We start from the raw sequence: 21,230 nt of genomic DNA, 5'->3' as shown, positions 1-21,230 counted from the left end.
GCCGAAGGAGATGGAGGGGGATTGGGCATGATCGCTCCATCCTGAAGCGGTGGCGGACCCGGTGAGCCAGGAGCAGCCCAGACGGCAGGGTGAACGGGCCGAGGCCAACCTCAGGGCAGCGGCGCACCTGCTGCTGGCGCTGCTGGCGCTTGGGGTGGAGCGGGTCGTGCTCTGCCCGGGCAGCCGCTCGGGGCCCCTGGCGGCGGCGGCCGGGCTGCTGCAGCACCTGGGGCTGAAGCTGCACACGGCCATCGATGAGCGATCGGCGGGGTTCTTCGCCGTGGGCCTGGCCAGGGCCGAGGGCAAACCGCCGGTGGTGATCACCACCTCCGGGACCGCCGTGGCCAACCTTCTGCCCGCTGTGGTGGAAGCCGACAGCGGCGCCATTCCGCTGCTGCTGCTCAGCGCCGACCGTCCGCTGCGGCTCAAGAATCGCGGAGCCAATCAGACCGTGAACCAGGAGGCATTCCTCGCCCCCTGCTGCCGCTGGTTCGGCCAGGGCGACAACCGGGGCCTGGACGCCATGGACCGCGCTGCCCTCCAGGCCCTGGCCAGGCGGGCCCATCGGATGGCCCTGGCCGCTCCGATGGGGCCCGTGCACCTGAATCTGCCCTTCGAGGAGCCGCTCCATGCCGGAGCGGAGGCCCTGCAACGGCTGGTCGATGAGCTTGGTGCGATCGATCGGAGCGCTGCAGAGATCAGTGGTGGATCGGGCCAGGATCCCGAAGTCAGCCCCGCTGAGCCGGCCAGCGCCGGCGAAACCAAGGGCAGCGATCACCTGCTCGGCCTGGATCCCGATCGCCCCGGCGTGATCGTGGCGGGACCCTGGCGGGGCAGGCCCGAGCACTGGCCCGGCTTCGCCGCCGCGGCAGGGCGCTGGCAGCAGCGCAGTGGCTGGCCACTGCTGGCGGATGGGCTCTCTGGCCTGCGGGGTCAGGCGGGATTGCAGCTGGTGGCCGGCTACGACCTGATCCTCAAGGACCCCGATCCCGCCCTGGCCCCTGGGCAGATGCTGAGGCTGGGGCCGCTGCCGGCCAGCCGGCGGCTGCAGGCCTGGCTCTCAGCCAGCGGCGGCCATCAGGTGCTGATCAGCGAAGCGGATCCGCGTGATCTTGATCCCCTGGGCACAGCGATGGCGCGCCACAGCGGTGGGCTGGAGGCCTGGAGCGCTGCCCTGCCCGCCGCGCTCTGGCAGGGAAGCACCGGCACCAGGGCCAACCAGGACTTCCTGGCCCGCTGGCGGACCTCCGAAACAAGCACCCAGAGCTGGCTGAACAGGCAGCTGCAGCAGCAGACCAGCGCCGCCAGGCCCGATGAGCCCAGCCTGGCCCGGGCCCTCAGCAGGCTGTTGCCGCCTGGCCTGGCGGTGATGCTGGCCAGCAGCAGCCCCGTCCGTGACTGGGAGAGCTTCTCCGATCCCAGCGGCCCCGCCAGGCCCCTGTACGGATTCCGGGGGGCGTCGGGAATCGATGGCACGCTCTCGCTGGCGGCCGGTCTGGCGGAGAGCCTCGGTGGGCTGGTGCTGCTCTGCGGCGACCTGGCCCTGCTCCACGACAGCAACGGCTGGCTCTGGCACCACCAGCTGCGGGGCCAGCTCACCGTGGTGCTGATCGAGAACGGAGGCGGCGGCATCTTCGAGCAACTGCCGATCCGGGCCTCGCCGCCCCTGGATTTCGAGCGCCTGTTCGCCATGGGGCAGCCGCTGGAGCACACCGTCCTGGCGGCCGCCCATGGGGTGCCCTGGCGTCGGGTGGCGGCCCTGGCGGAGTTGGGGGAGGCCCTGGCCTGGGCACAGCAGCAGCCGGTGGCCCTGCTGGAGGTGAAAACCGACCGCTTCGCCGATGCCCAGCTGCGCCAGCGCTTGCGCCAGGACTGCCCTCGCCCGCAGCTCAGAATGGCTCCTCCCCAGCCTCCGCTGTGATGAGCGCCGATCCCACGCCGGCTGACGTCCCAAGCCCCGGCCCGGTGCTGCCGGGGGAGAGCATGGTGCGCTGGCAGCCCGCCGCCAGCTACGACGACATCCGCTTTGACCTCTGCGATGAGGGAATCGCCCGCATCGCCATCAACCGTCCGGCCAAACGCAACGCCTTCCGCCCACGCACGGTGGTGGAGCTCCACGACGCCTTCAGCCGGGTGCGCGACGACCCGCGAGTGGGGGTGGTGCTGTTCACCGGCGTGGGGCCGGCGCCCGACGGGGGCTACGCCTTCTGCTCCGGCGGGGACCAGAGCGTGCGCGGCGATGGCGGCTACCTCGATGACAGCGGCCTGCCGCGACTGAACGTGCTCGATCTGCAACGCCAGATCCGCTCCCTGCCCAAGGTGGTGATCGCCCTGGTGGCGGGCTATGCCATCGGCGGCGGCCAGGTGCTGCATCTGCTCTGCGACCTCAGCCTGGCGGCGGAGAACGCGGCGTTCGGCCAGACAGGGCCGCGGGTGGGCAGCTTCGACGGCGGCTTCGGCGCCGGCTATCTGGCACGCCTGGTGGGCCAGCGCAAGGCCCGGGAAATCTGGTTCCTCTGCCGCCGCTACAACGCCGAGGAGGCCCTGGCCATGGGCCTGGTGAACGCGGTGGTGCCACTGCAGGAACTCGAGGCCGAGGGGGTGCGCTGGGCCCGGGAGGTGCTGCAGCACAGCCCCACGGCGATCCGTTGCCTCAAGGCCTCCTTCAACGCTGAAACCGATGGCCTGGCCGGCATCCAGGAACTGGCGGGCCAGGCCACCCATCTCTTCTATCGAACCGCCGAGGGTCAGGAGGGCCGCAATGCCTTCCTGGAGAAGCGCGATCCCGACTTCAGCGATTCACCCTGGTTGCCCTGAACCCCGATGGCCATCAAGCCACCGGACCGGAGCAACTACTGAAGCCGCCGGAAGCAGAGCGGCTCACGGCGCTCGAGTCCGAGGGTCCAGAGCCCACCCGCCAGCTCCCTCAGCTGTTGCAACAGAGCCATGTTGTCGCCGGTGGCGATCCACCGGGCCTTGATCGCGGGCAAGGTCTCCTGTAAGGCCTCGATCGGCAACTCCAGCAGCAGCAGGCTGTGCTCGCCGGCCGCCCGGCGCAGGGCTCCCCCCTCACTGCGCTGCCACACCCGCACCAGCAGCTCAAGGGCCTGCTGGCGGCCGACGTCGCCAGGATCACCGTCGGCCGGCACGGGCTCTGGCAACGATTTCCCCTGCAGTGGCATCGCCCGCTGCCCCCCCTGCTCCAGCAGGGCCAGGGCGATCAGATAGGGAGCGGCAGTCATGGGTTGAGCAGCGGAAGGCACTGACACAGTGGCCCCTGGAGCCAAACAGCTCGATTTCGCGAGCTGGCGTCGCGGGTTGTCAGCCAGATCAGCGGCAGCAACCATTCAGCCGACCGCAGAACAACAAAGTCGGCTGCAGATCGAGTCCCTGCAGCCATCTCAGAAACGTGAAACCACACAGATCTCCTCTTTCGAACCATCCAGAACCCAGTAGATCGTTGGCAGCTCCCGGCCTCGAGACAGCGCAGGAGTTGATTGCAATCTGCTGACAGCCTGCTCAGGAGCCACCTCCTTAAGCTGGATTCAAAAGCTTCTGAACAGACGCCTGACCGTGCCTCCCCGCTCGATGTTCCCCCTGGTGACCCTGCTTCTCGGTGGCGGACTGCTGGGACCAGCCGGAGCCCTGGCGGAGGTCCAGCCTCCCGCCTCGGCTCCAGGGAGATGGCATCCCCCTGTGGCGCTCCCCCACACCCCGGCTCTGCAACCGCAACCGCAACCTCAGCCGAAGCCGCAGGCGCGGCGAGACGCCGAAGTGGCGATCAGCTCACCACGCCCTGAACGCAGCCTGGTGATCCACCGGAGCAAGCGGCAGGTGGTGGTGATCGAAGATGGCCGCGAGCTTCGCCGTTTCCCGGTGGGCGTGGGCATGCCGGGCTGGGAAACCCCCCTGGGCCGTTTCCAGGTGATCGAAATGGCGCCCGATCCGGTCTGGAAGCACCCGGTGAGCGGCAAGCTCTACCCCCCAGGGCCGAACAACCCCCTGGGAAGCCGCTGGATCGGCTTCCACCGCGATTGCGCCGGCAAACGCGGGTTCAACGGTCAGCAGCATCTTGAGGTGAAGGGCTGTGTCACCGCCGGCTTCCACGGCACCCCCCATCGGGAGACCGTCGGCCAGGCGGTCTCCCACGGCTGCGTGCGCATGTACGAAGAAAACGTGCGCGACCTCTTCGAGCTGGTGCGCATGGGAACCGTTGTCACGGTCCTGCCCTGAGGATTCTCACAGGGCAGGAAACGTAGAGTTCGGCCCTTCCCTGGGTTCTCCCCATGCGCGTGTTGTTCGCCGCCGCCGAGTGCGCCCCGATGATCAAGGTGGGGGGCATGGGTGATGTGGTGGGATCCCTGCCGCCAGCGGTGGCAGCCCTGGGCCACGACGTGCGCACGATCATGCCGGGTTACGGAAAGCTCTGGAGCCGCCTGAAGATCCCCTCGGAGCCCGTCTTTCGTGGCTGGGCGATGGGCAACGACTTCGCCGTCTACGAAACACAGCATCCAGTTCATGGGCTGCCGCTGTATCTGGTCGGTCATCCGGTGTTCGATCCGGAGCGCATCTACGGCGGAGAAGATGAGGACTGGCGCTTCACCTTCTTTGCCAACGCCGCCGCCGAATTCGCCTGGAACCACTGGAAACCGGAGGTCTTTCACTGCCATGACTGGCACACGGGCATGATCCCGGTCTGGATGCACCAGGACCCTGAAATCAGCACCGTTTTCACCATCCACAACCTCGAATATCAGGGCCCCTGGCGCTGGAAACTCGAGCGCATGACCTGGATTCCCTGGTACATGCAGGGGGACCACACCATGGCCGCCGCCCTGCTCTATGCCGATCGGGTCAATGCCGTCTCGCCCACCTATGCCCAGGAAATCCGCACCCCCGAATACGGCGAACGCCTCGATGGCCTGCTGAATTACATCAGCGGCAAGCTGCGCGGCATCCTCAACGGCATCGACACCGAAGCCTGGAATCCAGCCAGCGACAGCCTGCTGCCTGCCCGCTACAACGCCACCGACATGGCGCCGAGGGCCACCAACAAACAGGTGCTGCAGGAGCGCATGGGGCTGGGGGCCAATCCCGACACCTACCTGATGGGGATGGTCAGCCGTCTTGTCGACCAGAAAGGGGTGGACCTGCTGCTGCAGGTGGCCGACCGGGTGCTCGCCTACTCCGACAGTCAGATCGTGGTGCTGGGTACGGGCGATCGCAGCTATGAATCAGGCCTTTGGCAGATGGCCTCCCGCCATCCCGGCCGCTTCTCGGTGTTCCTCACCTACGACGATGCCCTGGCACGGCTGATCTACGCCGGCGCCGATGCCTTCCTGATGCCCAGCCGCTTCGAGCCTTGCGGCATCAGCCAGATGCTGGCGATGCGCTACGGCTGCATCCCGATCGTGCGCAAGGTGGGCGGCCTGGTCGACACCGTCCAGCCCCACGTGCCCGCCACCCACAGCGGCACCGGCTTCTGCTTCGATCGTTATGAGCCGGTCGACTTCTACACCGCGATTGTGCGCTCCTGGGAGGCCTACCGCCACAGCCAAAGCTGGAGGGAGCTGCAGTTGCGCGCCATGGCCGTCGACCACAGCTGGACCCGCTCGGCGCTCGACTACGACGCCATGTACCGCGATGTGCGTGGGGTCAAGCAGCCCACCCCATCCGCCGGCGACGTGGAGCAGTTCTCCCTCGGCCAGGAGGCCGATCCCAGCCTCAGCCCGGGGGGTGCCCCAGCCAAGACAGCTGAACCTGCAGCCAAGCCCTCCAGGCCGGAAGGCGGTGGCCCGCGCAACCCCCTCTCCGCCCTGCTGCGCCGCGGCCAGAGCTGAGCATGGAGCGCTCCGGCTCCGAGCTGCCGGTCGTCTACGAAAATCCCTGGCGGGCCCTGGGGAGGGACCTGCGCGCCGTGGCCGCCAGCTGCCTGCTGGCCCTCAGGCGGCTGTGGCGCCGCCAGTGGGAGGGGGATCTGCCGGTGCCTCCGTTCTGGCCCCGGCGCCAGGCCACGCTGTTCTGGCCGGCCCTGCTGCTGGCTCTGCTCCTGCTGACGCTGGGGGGCGGGGTTGCCGTGCAACTGCTGCGTTCGCCCAGCGCTGAGACCCCGGCAGAAACGCCGGCCGAGGCCCCCATTGAATCGCTGCCGATCGCACCCAGTTCCGCATTCCGGGCTGAAGGAACTGCGGCAGGGGTGGAAGCCACGGAGCCATCCCTGGAATCTCCTGCTGTGGCAGAGCCAGAGCTGCGCGAGGCGGAGCCGCCCGAACCGGTCGCACCCAGTCCCGGCCTTGAAGCGATCGCGCTGCCCCCGGGCTTCAGCGACGACTCAGGGCTGGTGATGGCGGCACCGGAGAGCGGCATCGCCGCGCTGCTGGAGCTGCGGATCTCGCAGGCCTTCAAGGCCCTGGCGGAGCCCGAGCGGCAACGGCTGGCGCAGCAGTGGTGGCACCAGGCCCTTGGCCTCGGCTACGAGCGGCTGCGGCTGATCGACGGCGGCGGCGCGGAACTGGGCCGGAATGCGGTCGTGGGCGGCGGCATGATTCTGCTCGATTGATCCGATGCGAGCGGAACCGATGCGGCTGGAGAACCTGGTGGAGCTCTGGGGAGCGCCGATCGAAGCGGCTCCCGCCGATCCGGACGCCAGCTTCAGCGGGGTCTGCACCGACAGCCGCGAACTGAAACCTGGCTGCCTGTTCGTGCCACTGGTGGGGGAGCGCTTTGATGGCCACCGCTTCCTGGCAGCGGCCCTGGAGCAGGGGGCGCTGGCCGCCCTGGCCCAGCGTGACCGCCTCAGCACCGAGCAGGCCGAAGCCCTGGTGCGCTCCAGCGGCGGCCGGATCTGGCTGGTGGACGACACCCAGGAGGCCTACCAGCAGCTGGGGCGCCTCTGGCGCCGCCAGGGCATCGCCCCGGTGATCGCCGTGACCGGCTCTGCCGGCAAGACCACCACCCGCGAGCTGATCCGCACCGTGCTGTCCCCACTCGGTCCGGTGCTGGCCAGCGTGGGCAACGAGAACAACGACATCGGCGTGCCCCTCACCCTGCTCAAGGCCGGCGGGGATCACCGGGCCGTGGTGGTGGAAATGGGGATGCGCGGTCTGGGGGAGATCGAGCGGCTCAGCCGCTGCGCCGAGCCCGACATCACCGTGATCACCAACATCGGCACCGCCCACATCGGCCGGCTGGGCAGCCGCGAGGCGATCGCCACCGCGAAGTGCGAGATCGTAGCGGCCCTGCGTCCCGATGGACTGGTGGTGATCCCGGCCGGTGACCCCCTGCTCGAGGCCAGCCTCGCCGCCGTCTGGAGCGGGCGGGTGATCCGCGTCGCCCTCCACGACGACCCCCCGGGTCCTCAGCCAGCCCAGCTGCTGGGCCGCCTCCAGGCCAGCGCCGACGGCGACCGCTTGATCTGGGGGCAGGCGGAGCCGGGGGGCACGCAGTACAGCACCGAATTGCCGCTGCCGGGCCGCCACAACGCCCGCAACCTGCTGCTGGCCCTGGCCGTGGCCAGCGAACTGGGGGTGGATCCTCTGCAGCTGCGCCACCTGGAGGTGGCCCTGCCGGGCGGACGCAGCCGGCGGATCCGGCTGAGGGGGATCGAGGTGCTGGATGAGACCTACAACGCTTCCCCCGAAGCGATGCTGGCGGCCCTGGATCTGCTCTCGGCCCAGGCGGGCCGTCGCTTCGCGGCCCTGGGCACCATGCTCGAGCTCGGGGAACAGAGCTCCGAGCTGCACCGCCGGGTGGGGGAGCGGGCCAGAGCCCTCGGGCTCGATGGCCTGGTGATCGTGGCGGGGGGCCCTGAAGGGGAAGCCCTGCTGGCGGGGGCCGCCGGCCTGGGACGTCTGCAACGACTCGACTCCCCGGAGGAAGCCGCCCAGGCGCTGCTGGGCTGGCTGGAGCCAGGTGATCACCTGCTGCTGAAGGCCAGCCGGGGGGTGGCCCTCGAGCGCCTGCTGCCGCTGCTGGAGCAGGGGCTCAGCCCCGCGGCGGGCTCCAGTCGGCCTTGATCAGCTGACGGGCGCGAGCCAGGGCGAGGGCGCCGGCCGGCACGTCACGGGTGAGGGTGGAGCCCGCCCCCACGGTCACGCCCTCACCCAGCACGATCGGTGCCACCAGCACCGAGTTAGCGCCGGTCTTGCTGCCGGCGCCGATCACGGTGCGGTGCTTGCGCACGCCGTCGTAGTTGGCGGTGATCGTGCCCGCCCCCACATTCACCTCGGCCCCCAGATCGGCGTCGCCCAGATAGCTGAGGTGGTTGGCCTTGCAGCCGGCGGCGAGATGACTGTTCTTGACCTCCACGAAATTGCCGATGCGGCAGCCGCTCTCCAGGCGGGCGCCCGCCCTGAGCTGGGCAAAAGGACCCACCACACAACCATCGGCCACGCTCACCCCGCGCAGCACGGAATAGAGCACCTGCACCCCATCGCCGAGCTGGCTGTCCTCGATCAGGCAACCGGGGCCGATGCGGCAACCGCTGCCGATGCTGGTGCTGCCCCGGAAATGGCACTGGGGCTCCACCAGCACGTCCCGACCGAAGCGGGTGTCATCGCTGAGGGTGCAGCTGGCGGGATCCACGAAGCTCACCCCCTCGGCCATCCAGTGGCGCCTGAGCCTCTCCTGCAGGGCTGCCTCGCACTGGGCCAGCTGCAGGCGGTCGTTGATGCCTGCGATCTCGGCGGGGTCCTCCACCTCCAGATGCACGGCGGGGCTGAGCATCGCCACCGTGTCGGTGAGGTAGAGCTCCCCCTGGTCGTTGTCGGTGCTCAGCTTCGGCAGCACCGCCGCCAGGGCGCGCCAGTTGAAGCAATAGATGCCGGCATTGGTGAGGTCATTGCGGCGCTGCTCCTCGCTGCAGTCGCGGTGCTCCACGATCGCCTCCACCTGACCCTGGCCATCGGTGAACACGCGCCCGTAGCCACTGGGATCAGCCAGGCGAGCCGTGAGCAGGGTCACCGCGGCCCCTGAGGCCCGGTGCCGCTCGAGCAGCGACTCCAGGGTGGCGGGCCTCAGCAGGGGCACATCGCCGTTGAGCACCAGCAGCTCCCCCTCGAACTCAGCCAGAGGAGCCAGCAGTTGCTGCACGGCATGGCCGGTGCCGTTCTGGGGCTGCTGCAGCGCGAACTCCAGGCCCTCCAGGCCGGCCAGGGCGGAGCGCACCCGCTCGGCCTGGTGACCCACGATCAACACCTGCCGCTGGGGATCGAGGTGGCGGCAGCTGGCCAGCACCCGCTCCACCAGGGTGGAGCCCGCCAGGGCCTGGAGCACCTTGGGGAGATCGCTCTTCATCCGGGTGCCCTTTCCGGCGGCCAGCACGGCAACGGCGAGCATCGGCGGATCAAGGCGGCTGGGCACGGAATCTACCGGTCTCCTCCCTGCAGCCCCCAGCGCCGCCGCCAGGCACTGGCCGGTTCGGCGTCACTCAGGGCCTGGGCCCGCTGACGGCTGGCCAGAATCGTCGCCCCATCGGCCTGTCCTTCCGGGTCGCGGTAGGGCTCGCCGGCCCTGCTGGCCAGATGCTCCAGCTCCATCGCCGAGAGGGGCCGCCACCAGCGCGAGGTGGCTTCCAGAGCCTGAGACGCCACGGTCCCCTGGCTCCAGGCCTGGCCTGCAGCGGCGCCCACGGATCCCAGCGCCGCCACCTGCAGGCCCGCCGCCGCCAGGCTGCGGCGGGGTGCGGCGGCCGAGCAGTAGGTGAGCAGACGCCCCCGTGGGGCCAGCAACGCGGCCAGCGCTGCCAGGAACTCCTGGCTCCAGAGCTGGGGGCAATGGCGCGGCGAGAAGGCATCCAGCATCACCAGATCGCAGCGACCAGCTGAGCACTCCAGCACCGCTTCGATCGCTTGGCGGGCATCACCCCAGTGCAGCTGCCCCTGGCCGTGGGAGCTCCGCCAGCAGCTGGTGTCCCGCAGCTGCCGGAGCAGATCAAGCCCCAGCTGGGCCTGCCACTGGGCACAAAAGCTCGGCTCCGCCAGAGCCAGGGCCAGAGGGGCCGGATCGATCTCTAGCCCGAACCAGCGTAGGCGCAGGCCGCGGGGGGCTGCCGCTTCGAGCAGGGCGGCGCTGTTGGTGCCCAGTCCCACGCAGACATCCACCACCCAGAGCTCCTCACCGGCACAGAAGCGCTCCAGCTGGGCGGGCCTGACAAAGGTGCGCTGCGCCTCGAGCAGGGCGCCGCTGCGGCAGTGAAACCCCTCCCCGTACTCGACGCTGTACAGACTGAAACTGCCGTCGCCGCTGAAGCGGGGGCTCAGATGGGCCGTTCCCTGACTGCCGAAGGTCACCCCGCCTGGCCTCAGGCCTCCGCCTGCAGGCGCGCCAGATCGTCCCAGAAGCCTGGGTACGAGACCGCCGCCGCCTCACTGCGATGCAACCGGGTGGTCCCACCCGCCACCTGGGCGGCCACCCCCAGGCTCATCGCCACCCGGTGATCGGTTTCACTGTCGACCTCGGCGCCGCGGAGCGGGCGCCCCCCCTCGATCACCAGGCCGTCGGCGGTTTCCTGCAGGCAGGCCCCCATGGCCCCCAGCTGGCGGCTCATCACCGCCAGGCGATCGGTTTCCTTCACCCGCAGTTCCTCGGCATCACGGATGCGGCTCACCCCTTCGGCGCAGCAGGCGGCCACCGCCAGAATCGGAATCTCATCCACCAGGCGGGGAATCAGATCCCCGGAAATCTCGAACGCCTGCAGCGGGCCATGGCTGACCCGAACATCCCCCACCGGCTCACCGGCCACGTCGCGGGGGTTGAGCACCTCCAGACGCGCCTCCATCTGCTCGAGAACCTCGAGGATGCCGGTGCGGGTGGGGTTGAGGCCCACATTCTCCACGGTGATCTCGGCTCCCGGGGTGATGGCGGCGGCCACCAGCCAGAAGGCAGCCGAACTGATGTCGCCGGGCACCACCACCGGCAGACCATGGAGCGAGGCCCCGGGATGGAGCCGGATCAGGCGTCCCATCTCACCGTCCACCTCCAGCTCGGCACCGAAGGCTCTGAGCATGCGCTCGCTGTGGTCACGCGAGCGGGCCGGCTCGATCACGGTGGTGGAGCCGCTGGCCGTGAGGGCCGCCAGCAGCAGGGCCGATTTGACCTGGGCCGAGGCCACGGGAGTGCCGATCACCGCGCCGTGGAGCTGGGTGCCTTCGATCGCCAGAGGGGCCAGGTTGGCACCCGCCCGCCCACGGATCAGGGCGCCCATGGCGGCCAGGGGCTGCCCCACCCGGGCCATCGGCCGCCGGCGCAGGGAGGCGTCGCCATTGAGCACGAAGTGACGTCCGCTGCGCCCGGCCAGCAGCCCCAGCATCAGGCGCATGGTGGTGCCGGAATTGCCGCAGTCGAGCACGTCCTCGGGCTCCCTGAGGCCATCGAGCCCGACCCCCTGGACCAGCACCGGTTCACCCGCTTCGATCGGACTGATCGTGACCCCCATGGCCCGCAGGCAGGCGGCGGTGCTGAGGGGGTCCTCGGCGGGCAGCAGGCCCTCGATGCGGGTCTCGCCTTCGGCGATGGCGCCGAACAGCAGGGCCCGGTGGGAAATCGACTTGTCGCCTGGCACCCGCACCGTGCCGCGCAGGCTGCCGCCAGGGCCTGCTCCGGCGTTGGAGCCCAGGGTCAGGGGGCTGCCGGATGCAGGAGCGACGGCCATGCGAAGGGGGTGGTGAGGAGGGTCAATCGGGGGAGCCTAGGGCTGAGCTTCCGCTGGAAACACGGGCGACTGGGACCCATAGAGCCGATCACCGGCATCCCCCAGACCGGGAACGATGCGGAAGGCCTCATCCAGCTCGGGATCCACGCAGGCGGTGTATACGGTGAGATCCGGAAACCGCTTGCCGAGGGTCCCCAAGCCTGAACTGGCCGCCAGGGCCGTGATCACCCTCAGCCGCTGACCGCTCACCCCCCTGGCCTGCAGACGCTCGAGCACCTGGATCAGGCTGCCGGCGGTGGCCAGCATCGGATCGAAGACCATCACCCCCACCCGCTCGCCGATCCGCTGGGGCAGGGCGTCGAGGTAGCAGTCGGCCTCACCCGTGCGTTCATCCCGCACCAGACCGACATGGGCCACCCGGGCGGAGGGGAGCACCGCCTGCCCCCCCTGCCACAAGCCAAGTCCAGCGCGCAGCACAGGCACCGCCAGCACCGGCACGGACGGATCCACCACCATCCCCTCCGTGAGGGCGAGCGGGGTCTGGACCGCCACCGGTCGCTGGGGCAACCAGTCGCGCACCGCTTCGTAGGTGAGCCAGCGTCCCAGCTCGGCCATGGCGGTGGCGAACAGCGGGGAGGGAGTCTCCTGATCCCGCAGCAGTGTGAGCCAGTGGGCGATCAGGGGATGGGGTGGAACGACCACCCGCAACGACATGCTCATGTGCCATAGCTTGGGGCGTCACGCTACGTGCGACGTGCCGCTTGCCCCTCGGGTTTCCGGGCCCCACCCTTCAGGCTTCCGGCCCGCGCCTGGGCGCTGGCTGGCGCTGCTGGCGGGCCTGATCGTGCTGGTGGGCGGCGCCCTGTTCACCGGGGTGGAGAGCGCCCGGGCGATCACGGCTCCGGAGCTGAGGGGCCAGCGTGCCCTCCAGGACCTTCAGCCCGACATGCGGGGCCGTGATCTGCACCAGCAGGAGTTCCTCAAGGCCTCGATGGGCGGTTACGACCTCAGTGGCAGTGACCTGCGCGGGGCCGTGTTCAATTCGAGCGACCTCACCAACACCAACCTCCGTGAGGCCAACCTCGAAGACGCCGTGGCCTTCGCCACCCGCTTCGATGGAGCCGATCTGAGCGGAGCGGTGCTGCGCAACGCCATGCTCATGCAGAGCCGCTTCACCGGCGCCTCGATCGAGGGGGCCGACTTCAGCGATGCGGTGCTGGATCTCTCTCAACTCAAGGCCCTCTGCTCCCGCGCCGACGGCATCAACCCCAGCACAGGGGTCTCCACCGTGGAAAGCCTGGGGTGCCGGTAACATTCGAGTCCGGTTCCGGTGGAGAACAGCCACCGGGGGCAAGGGGGAAAGTCCGGTGCAACTCCGGCACTGTCCCGCAGCTGTGAAGCCCGTGCTCCGGTCAACCGCCGCCGCACGCGCCAGTCAGAACACCCGCCGGTTCTCCCTCTCGTGCCGGCGCGGACCGGAACTCCAGACCATGACCTCCCTTTCTCGGGACCCGGCTCCGCTGCGGCAGCCAGCCCGTCCTTCTCAGCAAGCTCCTCGGCGGCAACAACGGGTCCAGCGTGAGTGTCCTGCTGGCCCCCGTCCCCTGCACCTGATCGCCCTGGTGGGACTGGTGCCGCTGGTGCTGATGGCGGCGCCGGCCTCTGCCCACCACCTGATGGACACGGTCGGGCTGCAGGAAGGAGCCCTGGCTGGGTTCCTCAGCGGTCTGGGGCATCCCCTGCTCGGCCCAGACCACCTGCTCTTCCTGCTGAGCCTCGGCCTGGTCGGACTGCAGCAACCGCTGCGCTGGGTGATCGCCCTGCTGGCGATCGGCCTGGGCTCCACCGCCCTGGGCCTGATCCTGCCGGTGTTACCCGGCAGCGAGCTGCTGGTGGCCCTCTCGCTGGTGGCCACAGGCCTGGTGGTGCTGGGCCGCTGGCCCCGCTGGATCCTGCTGCCCGCCATCGCGCTGCACGGCAGCGTGCTCAGCCAGCCGGTGCTCGCATGGTCGATCGGGACCCAGAGTCTGTATCTTCTCGGCCTGCTGATCAGCCAGGGTGCCCTGTTGATCATCGCCGTCACCGTGGTGCGCTCCTGGGCCCAGAGCCTTCAGACCGCCAACCTGCGTCTGGTGGCGGGCTTGCTGATCGGAATCGGCGCCACGTTCGCCTGGACCCAGCTGGTGCCCTGACCATGACCGTTTCCCCCGCAGCCCCCCTGGCATCAGTTGCCAGCAGGCGGCTGCCGGTCACCGTGGTGACCGGATTTCTCGGTGCCGGCAAGACCACCCTCCTGCGCCAGCTGCTGCTCAACAGCGGCCAGCGTCTGGCGGTGCTGGTCAATGAATTCGGCGAGGTGGGCATCGATGGAGCCCTGCTTCGCAGCTGCGGCTTCTGCCCTGAGGAGGAGCTGGAGGGGCGGCTGGTGGAACTGGCCAATGGCTGCCTCTGCTGCACCGTCCAGGATGAGTTCCTGCCCACCATGCAGATCCTGCTGGAGAAGGCGGATCGCCTCGACGGCATCGTGGTGGAAACCAGTGGTCTGGCCCTGCCCGAACCTCTGGTGCAGGCCTTTCAGTGGCCCGAGATCCGCACCCGCACGCGCGTCAATGGCGTGGTGGCGGTGGTGGATGGCGAAGCTCTGGCCCAGGGCAGCGTGGTGGGGGACCCCGCGGCCCTGGAGCGGCAGCGGGCAGCTGACCCCAGCCTCGATCACCTCACTGACCTCGAAGACCTCTTCCGGGATCAGCTGGAGGCGGCCGATCTGGTGCTGATGAGCCGGGCCGATCGGCTGGATGCCTCCCAGCGCGAGGCCGTGCAGCGGCAGCTGGGGCCACTCTGCCGCCCTGGAGTCGCCGTGCTGCCGATGGCACGCGGGGACGTGCCCGCCGATCTGATGCTCGGCCTTGATCGGATTGAGCAGGCAGCCGGGCAGCACCGGGCTCCGGGAGATCACCCGCAGGACCACAACCACAGCGACGAGCCCCAAGTCCACGACCACGTCCACGACCACAGCCATGTGCCGATGCAGTCACTGGCGCTGCAGCTGCCAGGGGATTTCGATCGGGGAGCCCTGGAGCGTCTGCTGATCGAGCAGATCGTGAAGCAGGGGATTCTGCGCCTGAAGGGCTGGTTGCAGCAGAGCGGCAAGCCCAGACCCCTGCAGATCCAGGCGGTGGGTCCTCGGCTCGAATGCTGGTACGACCGCCAGCCCGTCGCCCCTGCTGCCGACGCAGGTCGTCCTGGTCTGGAGCTGGTGGCGCTGGGCCTGCGGCTGGATCGCAACGAGCTGGAGGAGGCCCTGGCCGGGGCTGCCTGCAGCGCCGGCGGCTGAAGGCACCGCCAGCGCTCAGTCCAGCGGGAAGGAGCCCTTGGCACAGAGCCCATCCCAGCAGAGGGCATGGTCCTCCTGCCAGTTGCCGCTCACGCGCTGCCAGGGACCGCTGGAACGGCGCATCTCCACGCTGCCCCGCCCGTTATGACGGAAGAGCACCCGCAGGCCCTCCATGTCGATCCACCAGCGCTCTCCCACCGATTCCACCGTCATCACGCACGGGTTCCAGGGGCCACCCTCCAGGCGGCACTCCACCTGGTAGCTGGGCGGCTCATCGGCTCCGACCGCCGCTCGCGACAACCAATCGAGCCCCAGCACGAGAATCACCAACAGGGTCATCAGGCTGGCGGCGGAGACGGGCAGCCGCGCCGGCAGCGCCAGGGCTCGGCCTTGCATGGCTTGGTCTCCTCCGTCTCATCCCTTCAAGCTGGATCGAGCCCTGGCGAAGGGGGAGCATCGGCTGCCAAGATTTAACAAACGCTCTGGCTGCCTGGTGCCCCGCTTTCACGCCCGCGTGCTGATCTCTCTGAGGCCCTCGGTTCTCGATCCAGCTGGCGAGGCCACCCGCGCCGCCACCGGCCGCCTGGGGGTGGAGGGAGTGAGCCGACTGCGCATCGGCAAGGCGGTGGAGCTGGAGATCGAAGCTCCCGATGCCGACACAGCCCGCTCTCGGGTGGAGTTGCTCAGCGACAGGCTGCTGGCCAATCCCGTGATCGAGAACTGGGAACTGGAGCTGAGCGAGATTGTCACCAACGGGGCGAGCCTCTCGGCATGACGATTGGTGTGGTGGTCTTCCCCGGCTCCAACTGTGACCGGGACGTGCGCTGGGCGGCCGAGGGCTGCATGGGGATTCCTACCCGGTTCCTCTGGCATGAGGAGCGTGATCTGAGTGGGCTCGATGCCGTGGTCCTGCCCGGTGGCTTCAGCTACGGCGACTACCTCCGCTGCGGCGCGATCGCGCGCTTCGCTCCGGTGCTGGAGGAGGTGGCCGGGTTCGCATCCAGGGGCGGCCCGGTGCTGGGCATCTGCAACGGCTTCCAGGTGCTCACCGAGCTGGGTCTTCTCCCCGGAGCCCTCACCCGCAACAGCCGGCTCCACTTCATCTGTGAGCCCACCGGCCTGAAGGTGAACCCCGGAGCTTGCCGCTGGCTGTCCGGCTATGGAGAGGCTGAAGCGATCAGCCTGCCGATCGCCCACGGGGAAGGCCGCTACCAGTGCGAGCCGGCCACTCTCGAGGCGATGGAGCAGAGCGGCCAGGTGGTGCTGCGCTATCAGAACAATCCCAACGGCTCGGTGGGCGATGTGGCCGGCCTGTGCAATCCCGCTGGCAACGTGCTCGGGCTGATGCCGCACCCCGAGCGAGCCTGCGACTCCCGCACCGGTGGGCTCGACGGTCAGCGCCTGTTCGCGAGCCTGCTGGGCTGAGCTGCGCAGCCCCTCCCCGGACATCAAAAAGGGGGCCGGTGATGGCCCCCGTGGCTCTTGATCAAGGAGCGATCAGAGCAGGGTGATTGGTTCAGTGCTGGGCGATCAGTTGACCGCAGCGAAGAACTCCTTGCTGCCGACGGGGTCGGGCTTCATGGTCTTCTCCCCAGGGGTCCAGTTGGCAGGGCAGACCTCATCGGGGTTGGCCTGGACGTACTGGAAGGCCTGGAGCACCCGCAGGGTCTCATCGACGCTGCGACCCACCGGGAGGTTGTTGATCGTGCTGTGCATGATCACGCCTTCCGGGTCGATGATGAACAGGCCGCGCAGAGCAACGCCGGCCTCCCCATCGAGCACGTTGTAAGACGAAGCGATCTCCTTTTTGAGGTCAGACACGAGGGGGTAGGCGATGTCTCCGATGCCGCCCTGCTTGCGATCGGTCTGAATCCAGGCCAGGTGAGAGAACTCGCTGTCGACCGAAACGCCCAGCACCTCGGTGTTGCGGCTGGTGAAATCGGCGTAGCGGTCGCTGAAGGCGATGATCTCCGTGGGGCAGACGAAGGTGAAGTCGAGGGGATAGAAGAAGAGCACCACGTACTTGCCGCGGTACTGGGAGAGGGAGACCGTCTGGAACTCCTGGTCCACCACAGCGGTGGCCGTGAAATCAGGGGCCTGCAGACCGACGAGCCGGGACATGCGTGAGGAAGGGGGGGTAACGGACGGAATCGCAGGCGGGCTGTCCGAACTCGGACCGACTACCACTTGCGCATGCAACAATTTATCACGGAACCCTGGCAGCAATGGCCCCTAAGATGGATAAGGCGACAACGGCTGAAGCCGTGCACCCATCCACAGCTTTTTCCTGATGTCCTGGGACCCCGTCCTGCTGCGCAAGTACAACAACACCGGTCACTTCCGTCTGCTCAATCAGCTTCGCAATGAGCTGAAAACCAGCCCGCTCAACCGGGAGGAACCCAGCGACGAGGACGGCGGAGGCCGCTCACGCACCGGCAACCTGGTGCGCGCGGTGGACGTGCGGCCCAAGGTTTATGGGCGCGCACGGCGCTATGCCGGGCCGGCTCCGGCACCCAATCTCCCCCCGGCAGCACCCGGCGGCGAAGGGGGAGCCAGCGGTTCCGCCAGCTTCCGGGAGCGCCTCAACGCCATCGAGATGCGCTGAGCAGCCCCTGAAGGGACGAGCCCAACCCCCGCCAGAGGCCAGCCAGGCTGATGAGGGGCGGGTGAAGTGGATTGGCGCTGATTCGCCACAATGGCTCGGGGGAGACTTGAACTCCCGACCTTGGGGTTATGAATCCCACGCTCTAACCAGCTGAGCTACCGAGCCGCGTTGTAAGGACTTTAAACGATCGACCCCCCTCTCCCAGCAAGGAGAGAGGGGGGTGACCAAGATGGAGATCAGGCTCTGCCGGGGAGGAATTGAAGCGGGTTTGCAGCGCCACGGCCAGGGGGGTGGATCTCGAAGTGGAGATGCGGACCCGTGCTGCGTCCGGTGCTGCCCATTTCGGAGATCTTGGTGCCCTGGGCCACCTGCTGGCCCACCCTCACCAGCACACGGCTGTTGTGGCCGTAGAGGGATTTGCTGCCATCCGGGTGCTGGATCTCCACCAGGTAGCCATAGCCCCCGCTGTGCCAGCCCGCATAGGACACCTGACCACCCTGGGCCGCCACGATCGGAGTTCCGACGTTGCTGGCGATGTCGATGCCTTTGTGCATCCGGCCCCAGCGCCAGCCATAGCCGGAGCTGAACACACCACGGGCCGGCCAGACCCAACCACGTCCGATCTGGTTCGGCGGCTTGGGCTTCTCGCCAGGGCGGTTGAAACCGGGAAGATCAGGCCAGCTCAGCCCGCCACTACCCGTGGGCTTGAGCCCCAGCACCATGCGCGAGCGGGTGGGACGGGCCCGGGCCACCCTGATCTGACTGCCTTCCACCAGGCGGGCGGCCTCAAGACCAGGGTTGAGCCGAAGCAGGTCCTGGATACTGAGCCTGTAGCGCTGGGCCAGCTTCACGAGGTTGTCGCCGAAGCGCACCACACCGGTGCCCTCCACTGGCGGGGGCTCGCTCAGCGGAGCCGAGCGGCGGAGTTGGCTGGTATCGAGGGAAGCGAGCTGTTTGGCCGCCGAGGCTTTCTGGGAGGGAAGCACCACCCAGTCACCCGGACTGAAGCCGTGGTCTTCATTGACATCGTTGAGCTTGGCCAGGGGGGTTTCCTGAACCCGCAACTGGCTGGCCAGCTCCTCAAGGGTGATGTCGCTGCGGATGCGAACCCAGAGCTTGTCGCGGAACGAAGCCGGCAGGGAGGCCAGCAGTTGGGGTTCGCCGGACAGCGAAGGTTCGACCTCCAACCGCTCAGGCATCGTTTCGAAACCGGGGCGGCGCGCGTCGGCGATGCCGGGGATAGCCCCGACAGCCACGAGCGAGAGAACCGGCATGGTTCCCAGCAGCGGCAGGATCAGATGCGAAGGCTTCATAGAAAATTTCACCCGTCGGACAAGGCCCGGTGGAGAAGCCACCATCCCCGAGCCGCGCCGAGGGTAGCGGCCTGAACCATCCGGCACAACCCTCTGGGGCCAGCCCTTTGATCGTCAGGCACGATCTGGGCAGCGTCTGATCGCTCAGTCGCTGGTCTCCAACTGGCGCAGGGCCTCAAACAGCACCACCGCGACCGACACCGAGAGGTTCAGGCTGCGCACCCCACCGCCGCGGCGCACGGAGCCTGGCATCGGAATCGTCAGCCGCTGGTCGGCCTGCTCGAGCAGCTCCTGCGGCAGGCCATCACTCTCCCGGCCGAACAGGAGCCAGTCATCGCTGCGGTAGGTGAAGTGCTGATAAGGCTGATCAGCCTGGCTGCTCAACGCCAGCAGACGTCCTCCCCGCCGGCTCCGCTCGGCGCACAGGGACTCGAAGCCTGGATGGATGTGCAGGGGCACCCATGGCCAGTAGTCGAGCCCCGCTCGCTTGAGCTGCCGGTCATCGAGGCTGAACCCCAACGGTTCGATCAGGTGAAGCTCGGCGCCGGTGGCGGCACAGGTGCGCGCCACATTGCCTGTGTTGGGCGGAATCTGGGGCTGAAACAGCACCACCCTGGGAAGGGCGCTCACAGTCCCGGCACCGGCTGGCTGAGAGCTCTCAGATCCAGAGCACGGCCCTGGATCACCAGCCAGCTGGCCTGGGCCAGGGGCTGCAGGCGCTGCTGCAGCCGGCCCAGGCGATCGCGGAAGCGGCCGCCGATCGCCGTGGCGGGCACCACGCCCCAGCCGGTCTCCTCTGTGACGATCAGCAGGGGAGCCCTGCAGCTCAGAAGAGCCTGCAGCAGCGCATCCTGCCTCTGTTCCCAGGCCTCGCCGTCGAGATCGAGGTGGTGAGCCAGCCAGGTGCCGAGAGAGTCGATCAGCAACTGGTGATCGGCGGGCGCGCGCGCCAGGGCTGACTCCAGCTCCCCTTCCACCTCCCAGGTGGTCCAGGTGCTGGGGCGACGACGCTGGTGCAGCTGGAGGCGATGCTGCCAGGCCTGATCGTCCGGAGCCAGGACTCCGGTGGCGATGTAGAGCACAGAGCGGCCACTGTGCGCAGCCAGGTGCTCGGCCCAGCGGCTCTTGCCACTGCGGCTGGGACCGCTCACCAGAGTCAACCCCGCAACCGGTCGCCGCTCAACCACCCCCATTCATGTTGCGCAGGGTGGCCACGGAGGAGGGCGAAACACGGTTGAGATACCTGAAGATCCAATACTTGAAAATGGTCGCCAGAATCACCGGGAATGTGGCGATGAACAAAAGAATGAAATTCTGCCGCTGGGGAAGTCCCAGGTGGTTGGCCACACCATCCAGCAGAACAATCCAACCCTCAGGACTGTGGAATCCAACAAAGATGTCCGTGAACAGGATGATGGCAAAAGCCTTGGCACTGTCGCTCAGGCCATAGACGGCTTCATCCAGGAAGCCCCGCAAGACCCGGATCTCCTCCTGGCCGAACACGCAGACGAGCACGAAGCCCAACAGGGCCACCCCATCGGAGATCACGTTCTTGATCGCGCGGGTGCTCTGACGGTCGGCCTCATCCTTGAGCTCGGCAGCACGGGTCGCCAGAGCCTGATGCAGCTCCTCATTGGTGGGCAGCACACTGCCTTTGAGCAGAGCATCAAATTCAATCTCGGCTTTGTAGATGCGCAGTTTCTCCACCGCCTCCTCCTCCAGCTGCGGTTTGGTGTAACTCAGGAAGGGCACATGGGGCGCAAAGCGATCCACCAACGGAGAGATCACGAAGGAGCGGCTGGCCTGCTGCATCAGCAGGGGAACCAGCACCAGCAACAGGAGAACGCGGAGGGACACCAGCGTGGAATCCCGCCGGCGCCGGAAACCCGCCACAACGCTGGCCTCGGCTTCCGGGTCCAGTTGCTGACGCACCCGCTCCACAGCCCCCATCAGACTGCGTGGCAACAGCTCAGGGGTGCGGCTCAGGCTGGCGGCGCCGGAGCGTGAGTTGTAGCGGGCTTCGACTGACTCGATCAGCTGGAATTGACGCTGCTGTTGGGAATCCAGCTCGTGCCGGCGAGGCTGGATCTCCTCGATGCTCTCGCGACACACCTGCAAGGCCGCGCGAAAGCGGCGCAGCATCTGACTGCGCACCTGGCGGGGCACACTCAGCTCGAGATCGGTTCGGACCGGACGATCGGCAAAGAACTCGATCTCGATGCTCTGAATCAGCAGGGCAGCCTCATAGGCACGCTCCAGCCGATGGACGAGATCGCTCGAGCGTGCCTTGCCGAAGGCACCCATCCAGTTGCGCAGCGCCATCGGTGA

The 21,230-nt window shown here is 68.4% G+C and carries 23 protein-coding genes, 1 tRNA gene and 1 riboswitch; of the genes, 12 read left to right on the top strand and 12 right to left on the bottom strand.

Going from position 1 to position 21,230, the window contains the following annotated elements:
• Positions 1 to 49: 49 nt before the first annotated feature.
• Positions 50 to 1,921 (top strand): 2-succinyl-5-enolpyruvyl-6-hydroxy-3-cyclohexene-1-carboxylic-acid synthase, encoded by a 1,872-nt coding sequence (menD, locus tag KQ297_RS06340; RefSeq protein WP_259738651.1) that lies wholly within the window; start codon positions 50 to 52, stop codon positions 1,919 to 1,921.
• On the top strand, positions 1,921 to 2,817 hold the full coding sequence (gene menB / locus KQ297_RS06335) for a 1,4-dihydroxy-2-naphthoyl-CoA synthase (RefSeq protein WP_399251327.1): 897 nt from the start codon (positions 1,921 to 1,923) through the stop codon (positions 2,815 to 2,817). Before menD ends, menB begins: the two co-directional genes overlap by 1 nt.
• Positions 2,818 to 2,852: 35 nt before the next feature.
• On the opposite strand, the gene KQ297_RS06330 is transcribed toward menB, so the two are convergent.
• Positions 2,853 to 3,242: a hypothetical protein gene (locus KQ297_RS06330; protein ID WP_259738650.1), complete on the bottom strand. Its 390-nt coding sequence runs from the start codon at positions 3,240 to 3,242 to the stop codon at positions 2,853 to 2,855.
• Between the two features lie 331 nt (positions 3,243 to 3,573).
• On the opposite strand from KQ297_RS06330, the gene KQ297_RS06325 reads away from it, so the two are divergent.
• The 4 genes from KQ297_RS06325 to murF are packed head-to-tail and all read left to right on the top strand — an operon-like array spanning position 3,574 to position 8,015.
• Complete coding sequence (locus KQ297_RS06325) at positions 3,574 to 4,233, top strand: L,D-transpeptidase (protein ID WP_259738649.1); 660 nt, start codon at positions 3,574 to 3,576, stop codon at positions 4,231 to 4,233.
• Positions 4,234 to 4,286: 53 nt separating this feature from the next.
• On the top strand, positions 4,287 to 5,840 hold the full coding sequence (glgA, locus tag KQ297_RS06320) for a glycogen synthase GlgA (RefSeq protein ID WP_259738648.1): 1,554 nt from the start codon (positions 4,287 to 4,289) through the stop codon (positions 5,838 to 5,840).
• Positions 5,841 to 5,842: 2 nt separating this feature from the next.
• Positions 5,843 to 6,559 carry a hypothetical protein gene (locus KQ297_RS06315; RefSeq protein ID WP_259738647.1) on the top strand — a complete coding sequence of 239 codons (717 nt, stop codon included), beginning with the start codon at positions 5,843 to 5,845 and terminating at the stop codon, positions 6,557 to 6,559.
• Between the two features lie 4 nt (positions 6,560 to 6,563).
• Positions 6,564 to 8,015, top strand: a complete 1,452-nt coding sequence (murF, locus tag KQ297_RS06310; RefSeq protein ID WP_259738646.1) for a UDP-N-acetylmuramoyl-tripeptide--D-alanyl-D-alanine ligase — start codon at positions 6,564 to 6,566, stop codon at positions 8,013 to 8,015.
• Here murF and glmU read toward each other — a convergent pair.
• Genes glmU through upp form a run of 4 tightly spaced genes read right to left on the bottom strand, consistent with a single transcriptional unit; the run spans position 7,984 to position 12,370 of the window.
• On the bottom strand, positions 7,984 to 9,336 hold the full coding sequence (glmU, locus tag KQ297_RS06305; protein WP_259738719.1) for a bifunctional UDP-N-acetylglucosamine diphosphorylase/glucosamine-1-phosphate N-acetyltransferase GlmU: 1,353 nt from the start codon (positions 9,334 to 9,336) through the stop codon (positions 7,984 to 7,986). The two genes, murF and glmU, sit on opposite strands and share 32 nt — an antisense overlap.
• Positions 9,337 to 9,365: 29 nt before the next feature.
• Complete coding sequence (locus tag KQ297_RS06300; protein WP_259738645.1) at positions 9,366 to 10,289, bottom strand: MnmC family methyltransferase; 924 nt, start codon at positions 10,287 to 10,289, stop codon at positions 9,366 to 9,368.
• Between the two features lie 11 nt (positions 10,290 to 10,300).
• Complete coding sequence (gene aroA / locus KQ297_RS06295) at positions 10,301 to 11,650, bottom strand: 3-phosphoshikimate 1-carboxyvinyltransferase (RefSeq protein WP_259738644.1); 1,350 nt, start codon at positions 11,648 to 11,650, stop codon at positions 10,301 to 10,303.
• A 36-nt stretch (positions 11,651 to 11,686) separates the two neighbouring features.
• Positions 11,687 to 12,370 (bottom strand): uracil phosphoribosyltransferase, encoded by a 684-nt coding sequence (gene upp / locus KQ297_RS06290; protein ID WP_259738643.1) that lies wholly within the window; start codon positions 12,368 to 12,370, stop codon positions 11,687 to 11,689.
• Positions 12,371 to 12,476: 106 nt separating this feature from the next.
• On the opposite strand from upp, the gene KQ297_RS06285 reads away from it, so the two are divergent.
• The 3 genes from KQ297_RS06285 (at position 12,477) to cobW (ending at position 14,984) form a co-directional block, all read left to right on the top strand.
• The gene (locus tag KQ297_RS06285) at positions 12,477 to 12,962 is read left to right on the top strand and encodes a pentapeptide repeat-containing protein (RefSeq protein WP_255441314.1); all 486 of its coding nucleotides are present in this window, start codon (positions 12,477 to 12,479) and stop codon (positions 12,960 to 12,962) included.
• Positions 12,956 to 13,117, top strand: a riboswitch (cobalamin riboswitch). It overlaps the preceding gene by 7 nt.
• A 23-nt stretch (positions 13,118 to 13,140) precedes the next feature.
• The gene (locus KQ297_RS06280) at positions 13,141 to 13,842 is read left to right on the top strand and encodes a HupE/UreJ family protein (RefSeq protein WP_259738642.1); all 702 of its coding nucleotides are present in this window, start codon (positions 13,141 to 13,143) and stop codon (positions 13,840 to 13,842) included.
• A gap of 2 nt (positions 13,843 to 13,844) precedes the next feature.
• The gene (cobW, locus tag KQ297_RS06275) at positions 13,845 to 14,984 is read left to right on the top strand and encodes a cobalamin biosynthesis protein CobW (RefSeq protein ID WP_259738641.1); all 1,140 of its coding nucleotides are present in this window, start codon (positions 13,845 to 13,847) and stop codon (positions 14,982 to 14,984) included.
• Positions 14,985 to 14,999: 15 nt separating this feature from the next.
• On the opposite strand, the gene KQ297_RS06270 is transcribed toward cobW, so the two are convergent.
• Positions 15,000 to 15,380, bottom strand: coding sequence for a hypothetical protein (locus tag KQ297_RS06270; protein WP_259738640.1), 381 nt, complete (start codon positions 15,378 to 15,380; stop codon positions 15,000 to 15,002).
• 97 nt (positions 15,381 to 15,477) lie between these two features.
• Here KQ297_RS06270 and purS point away from each other — a divergent pair, with 97 nt between their 5' ends.
• Together purS and purQ are read left to right on the top strand one after the other, a co-directional pair.
• Positions 15,478 to 15,759 (top strand): phosphoribosylformylglycinamidine synthase subunit PurS, encoded by a 282-nt coding sequence (purS, locus tag KQ297_RS06265; RefSeq protein WP_259738639.1) that lies wholly within the window; start codon positions 15,478 to 15,480, stop codon positions 15,757 to 15,759.
• A complete protein-coding gene (gene purQ / locus KQ297_RS06260; protein WP_259738638.1) occupies positions 15,756 to 16,409 on the top strand; it encodes a phosphoribosylformylglycinamidine synthase subunit PurQ in 654 nt (217 codons plus the stop codon). The genes purS and purQ overlap by 4 nt, the downstream gene beginning before the upstream one ends.
• Positions 16,410 to 16,514: 105 nt before the next feature.
• Here purQ and KQ297_RS06255 read toward each other — a convergent pair whose 3' ends face one another.
• Positions 16,515 to 17,105 carry a peroxiredoxin gene (locus KQ297_RS06255; protein ID WP_259738637.1) on the bottom strand — a complete coding sequence of 197 codons (591 nt, stop codon included), beginning with the start codon at positions 17,103 to 17,105 and terminating at the stop codon, positions 16,515 to 16,517.
• A 169-nt stretch (positions 17,106 to 17,274) separates the two neighbouring features.
• Here KQ297_RS06255 and KQ297_RS06250 point away from each other — a divergent pair, with 169 nt between their 5' ends.
• A complete protein-coding gene (locus KQ297_RS06250) occupies positions 17,275 to 17,589 on the top strand; it encodes a hypothetical protein (protein ID WP_259738636.1) in 315 nt (104 codons plus the stop codon).
• A gap of 91 nt (positions 17,590 to 17,680) precedes the next feature.
• Here KQ297_RS06250 and KQ297_RS06245 read toward each other — a convergent pair.
• The 5 genes from KQ297_RS06245 to pxcA all read right to left on the bottom strand — a co-directional run bounded on the left by KQ297_RS06245 (position 17,681) and on the right by pxcA (position 21,224).
• A tRNA-Met gene (locus KQ297_RS06245) sits at positions 17,681 to 17,754 on the bottom strand.
• 71 nt (positions 17,755 to 17,825) lie between these two features.
• Positions 17,826 to 18,902 carry a M23 family metallopeptidase gene (locus KQ297_RS06240; protein WP_259738635.1) on the bottom strand — a complete coding sequence of 359 codons (1,077 nt, stop codon included), beginning with the start codon at positions 18,900 to 18,902 and terminating at the stop codon, positions 17,826 to 17,828.
• A 144-nt stretch (positions 18,903 to 19,046) separates the two neighbouring features.
• Positions 19,047 to 19,532 (bottom strand): tRNA (cytidine(34)-2'-O)-methyltransferase, encoded by a 486-nt coding sequence (locus KQ297_RS06235; protein ID WP_259738634.1) that lies wholly within the window; start codon positions 19,530 to 19,532, stop codon positions 19,047 to 19,049.
• The gene (gene cobU, locus KQ297_RS06230; RefSeq protein WP_259738633.1) at positions 19,529 to 20,095 is read right to left on the bottom strand and encodes a bifunctional adenosylcobinamide kinase/adenosylcobinamide-phosphate guanylyltransferase; all 567 of its coding nucleotides are present in this window, start codon (positions 20,093 to 20,095) and stop codon (positions 19,529 to 19,531) included. Before cobU ends, KQ297_RS06235 begins: the two co-directional genes overlap by 4 nt.
• Positions 20,082 to 21,224, bottom strand: coding sequence for a proton extrusion protein PcxA (gene pxcA, locus KQ297_RS06225; RefSeq protein WP_259738632.1), 1,143 nt, complete (start codon positions 21,222 to 21,224; stop codon positions 20,082 to 20,084). Before pxcA ends, cobU begins: the two co-directional genes overlap by 14 nt.
• Between the last annotated feature and the right edge of the window lie 6 nt (positions 21,225 to 21,230).

Origin of the sequence: Synechococcus sp. CS-205 (assembly GCF_025128255.1) — a bacterium.
Classification (GTDB): Bacteria; Cyanobacteriota; Cyanobacteriia; order PCC-6307; family Cyanobiaceae; genus Regnicoccus_A.
The sequence above is the reverse complement of the archived record's forward strand: the minus strand, read 5'-3'. Positions and strand labels throughout refer to the sequence as shown.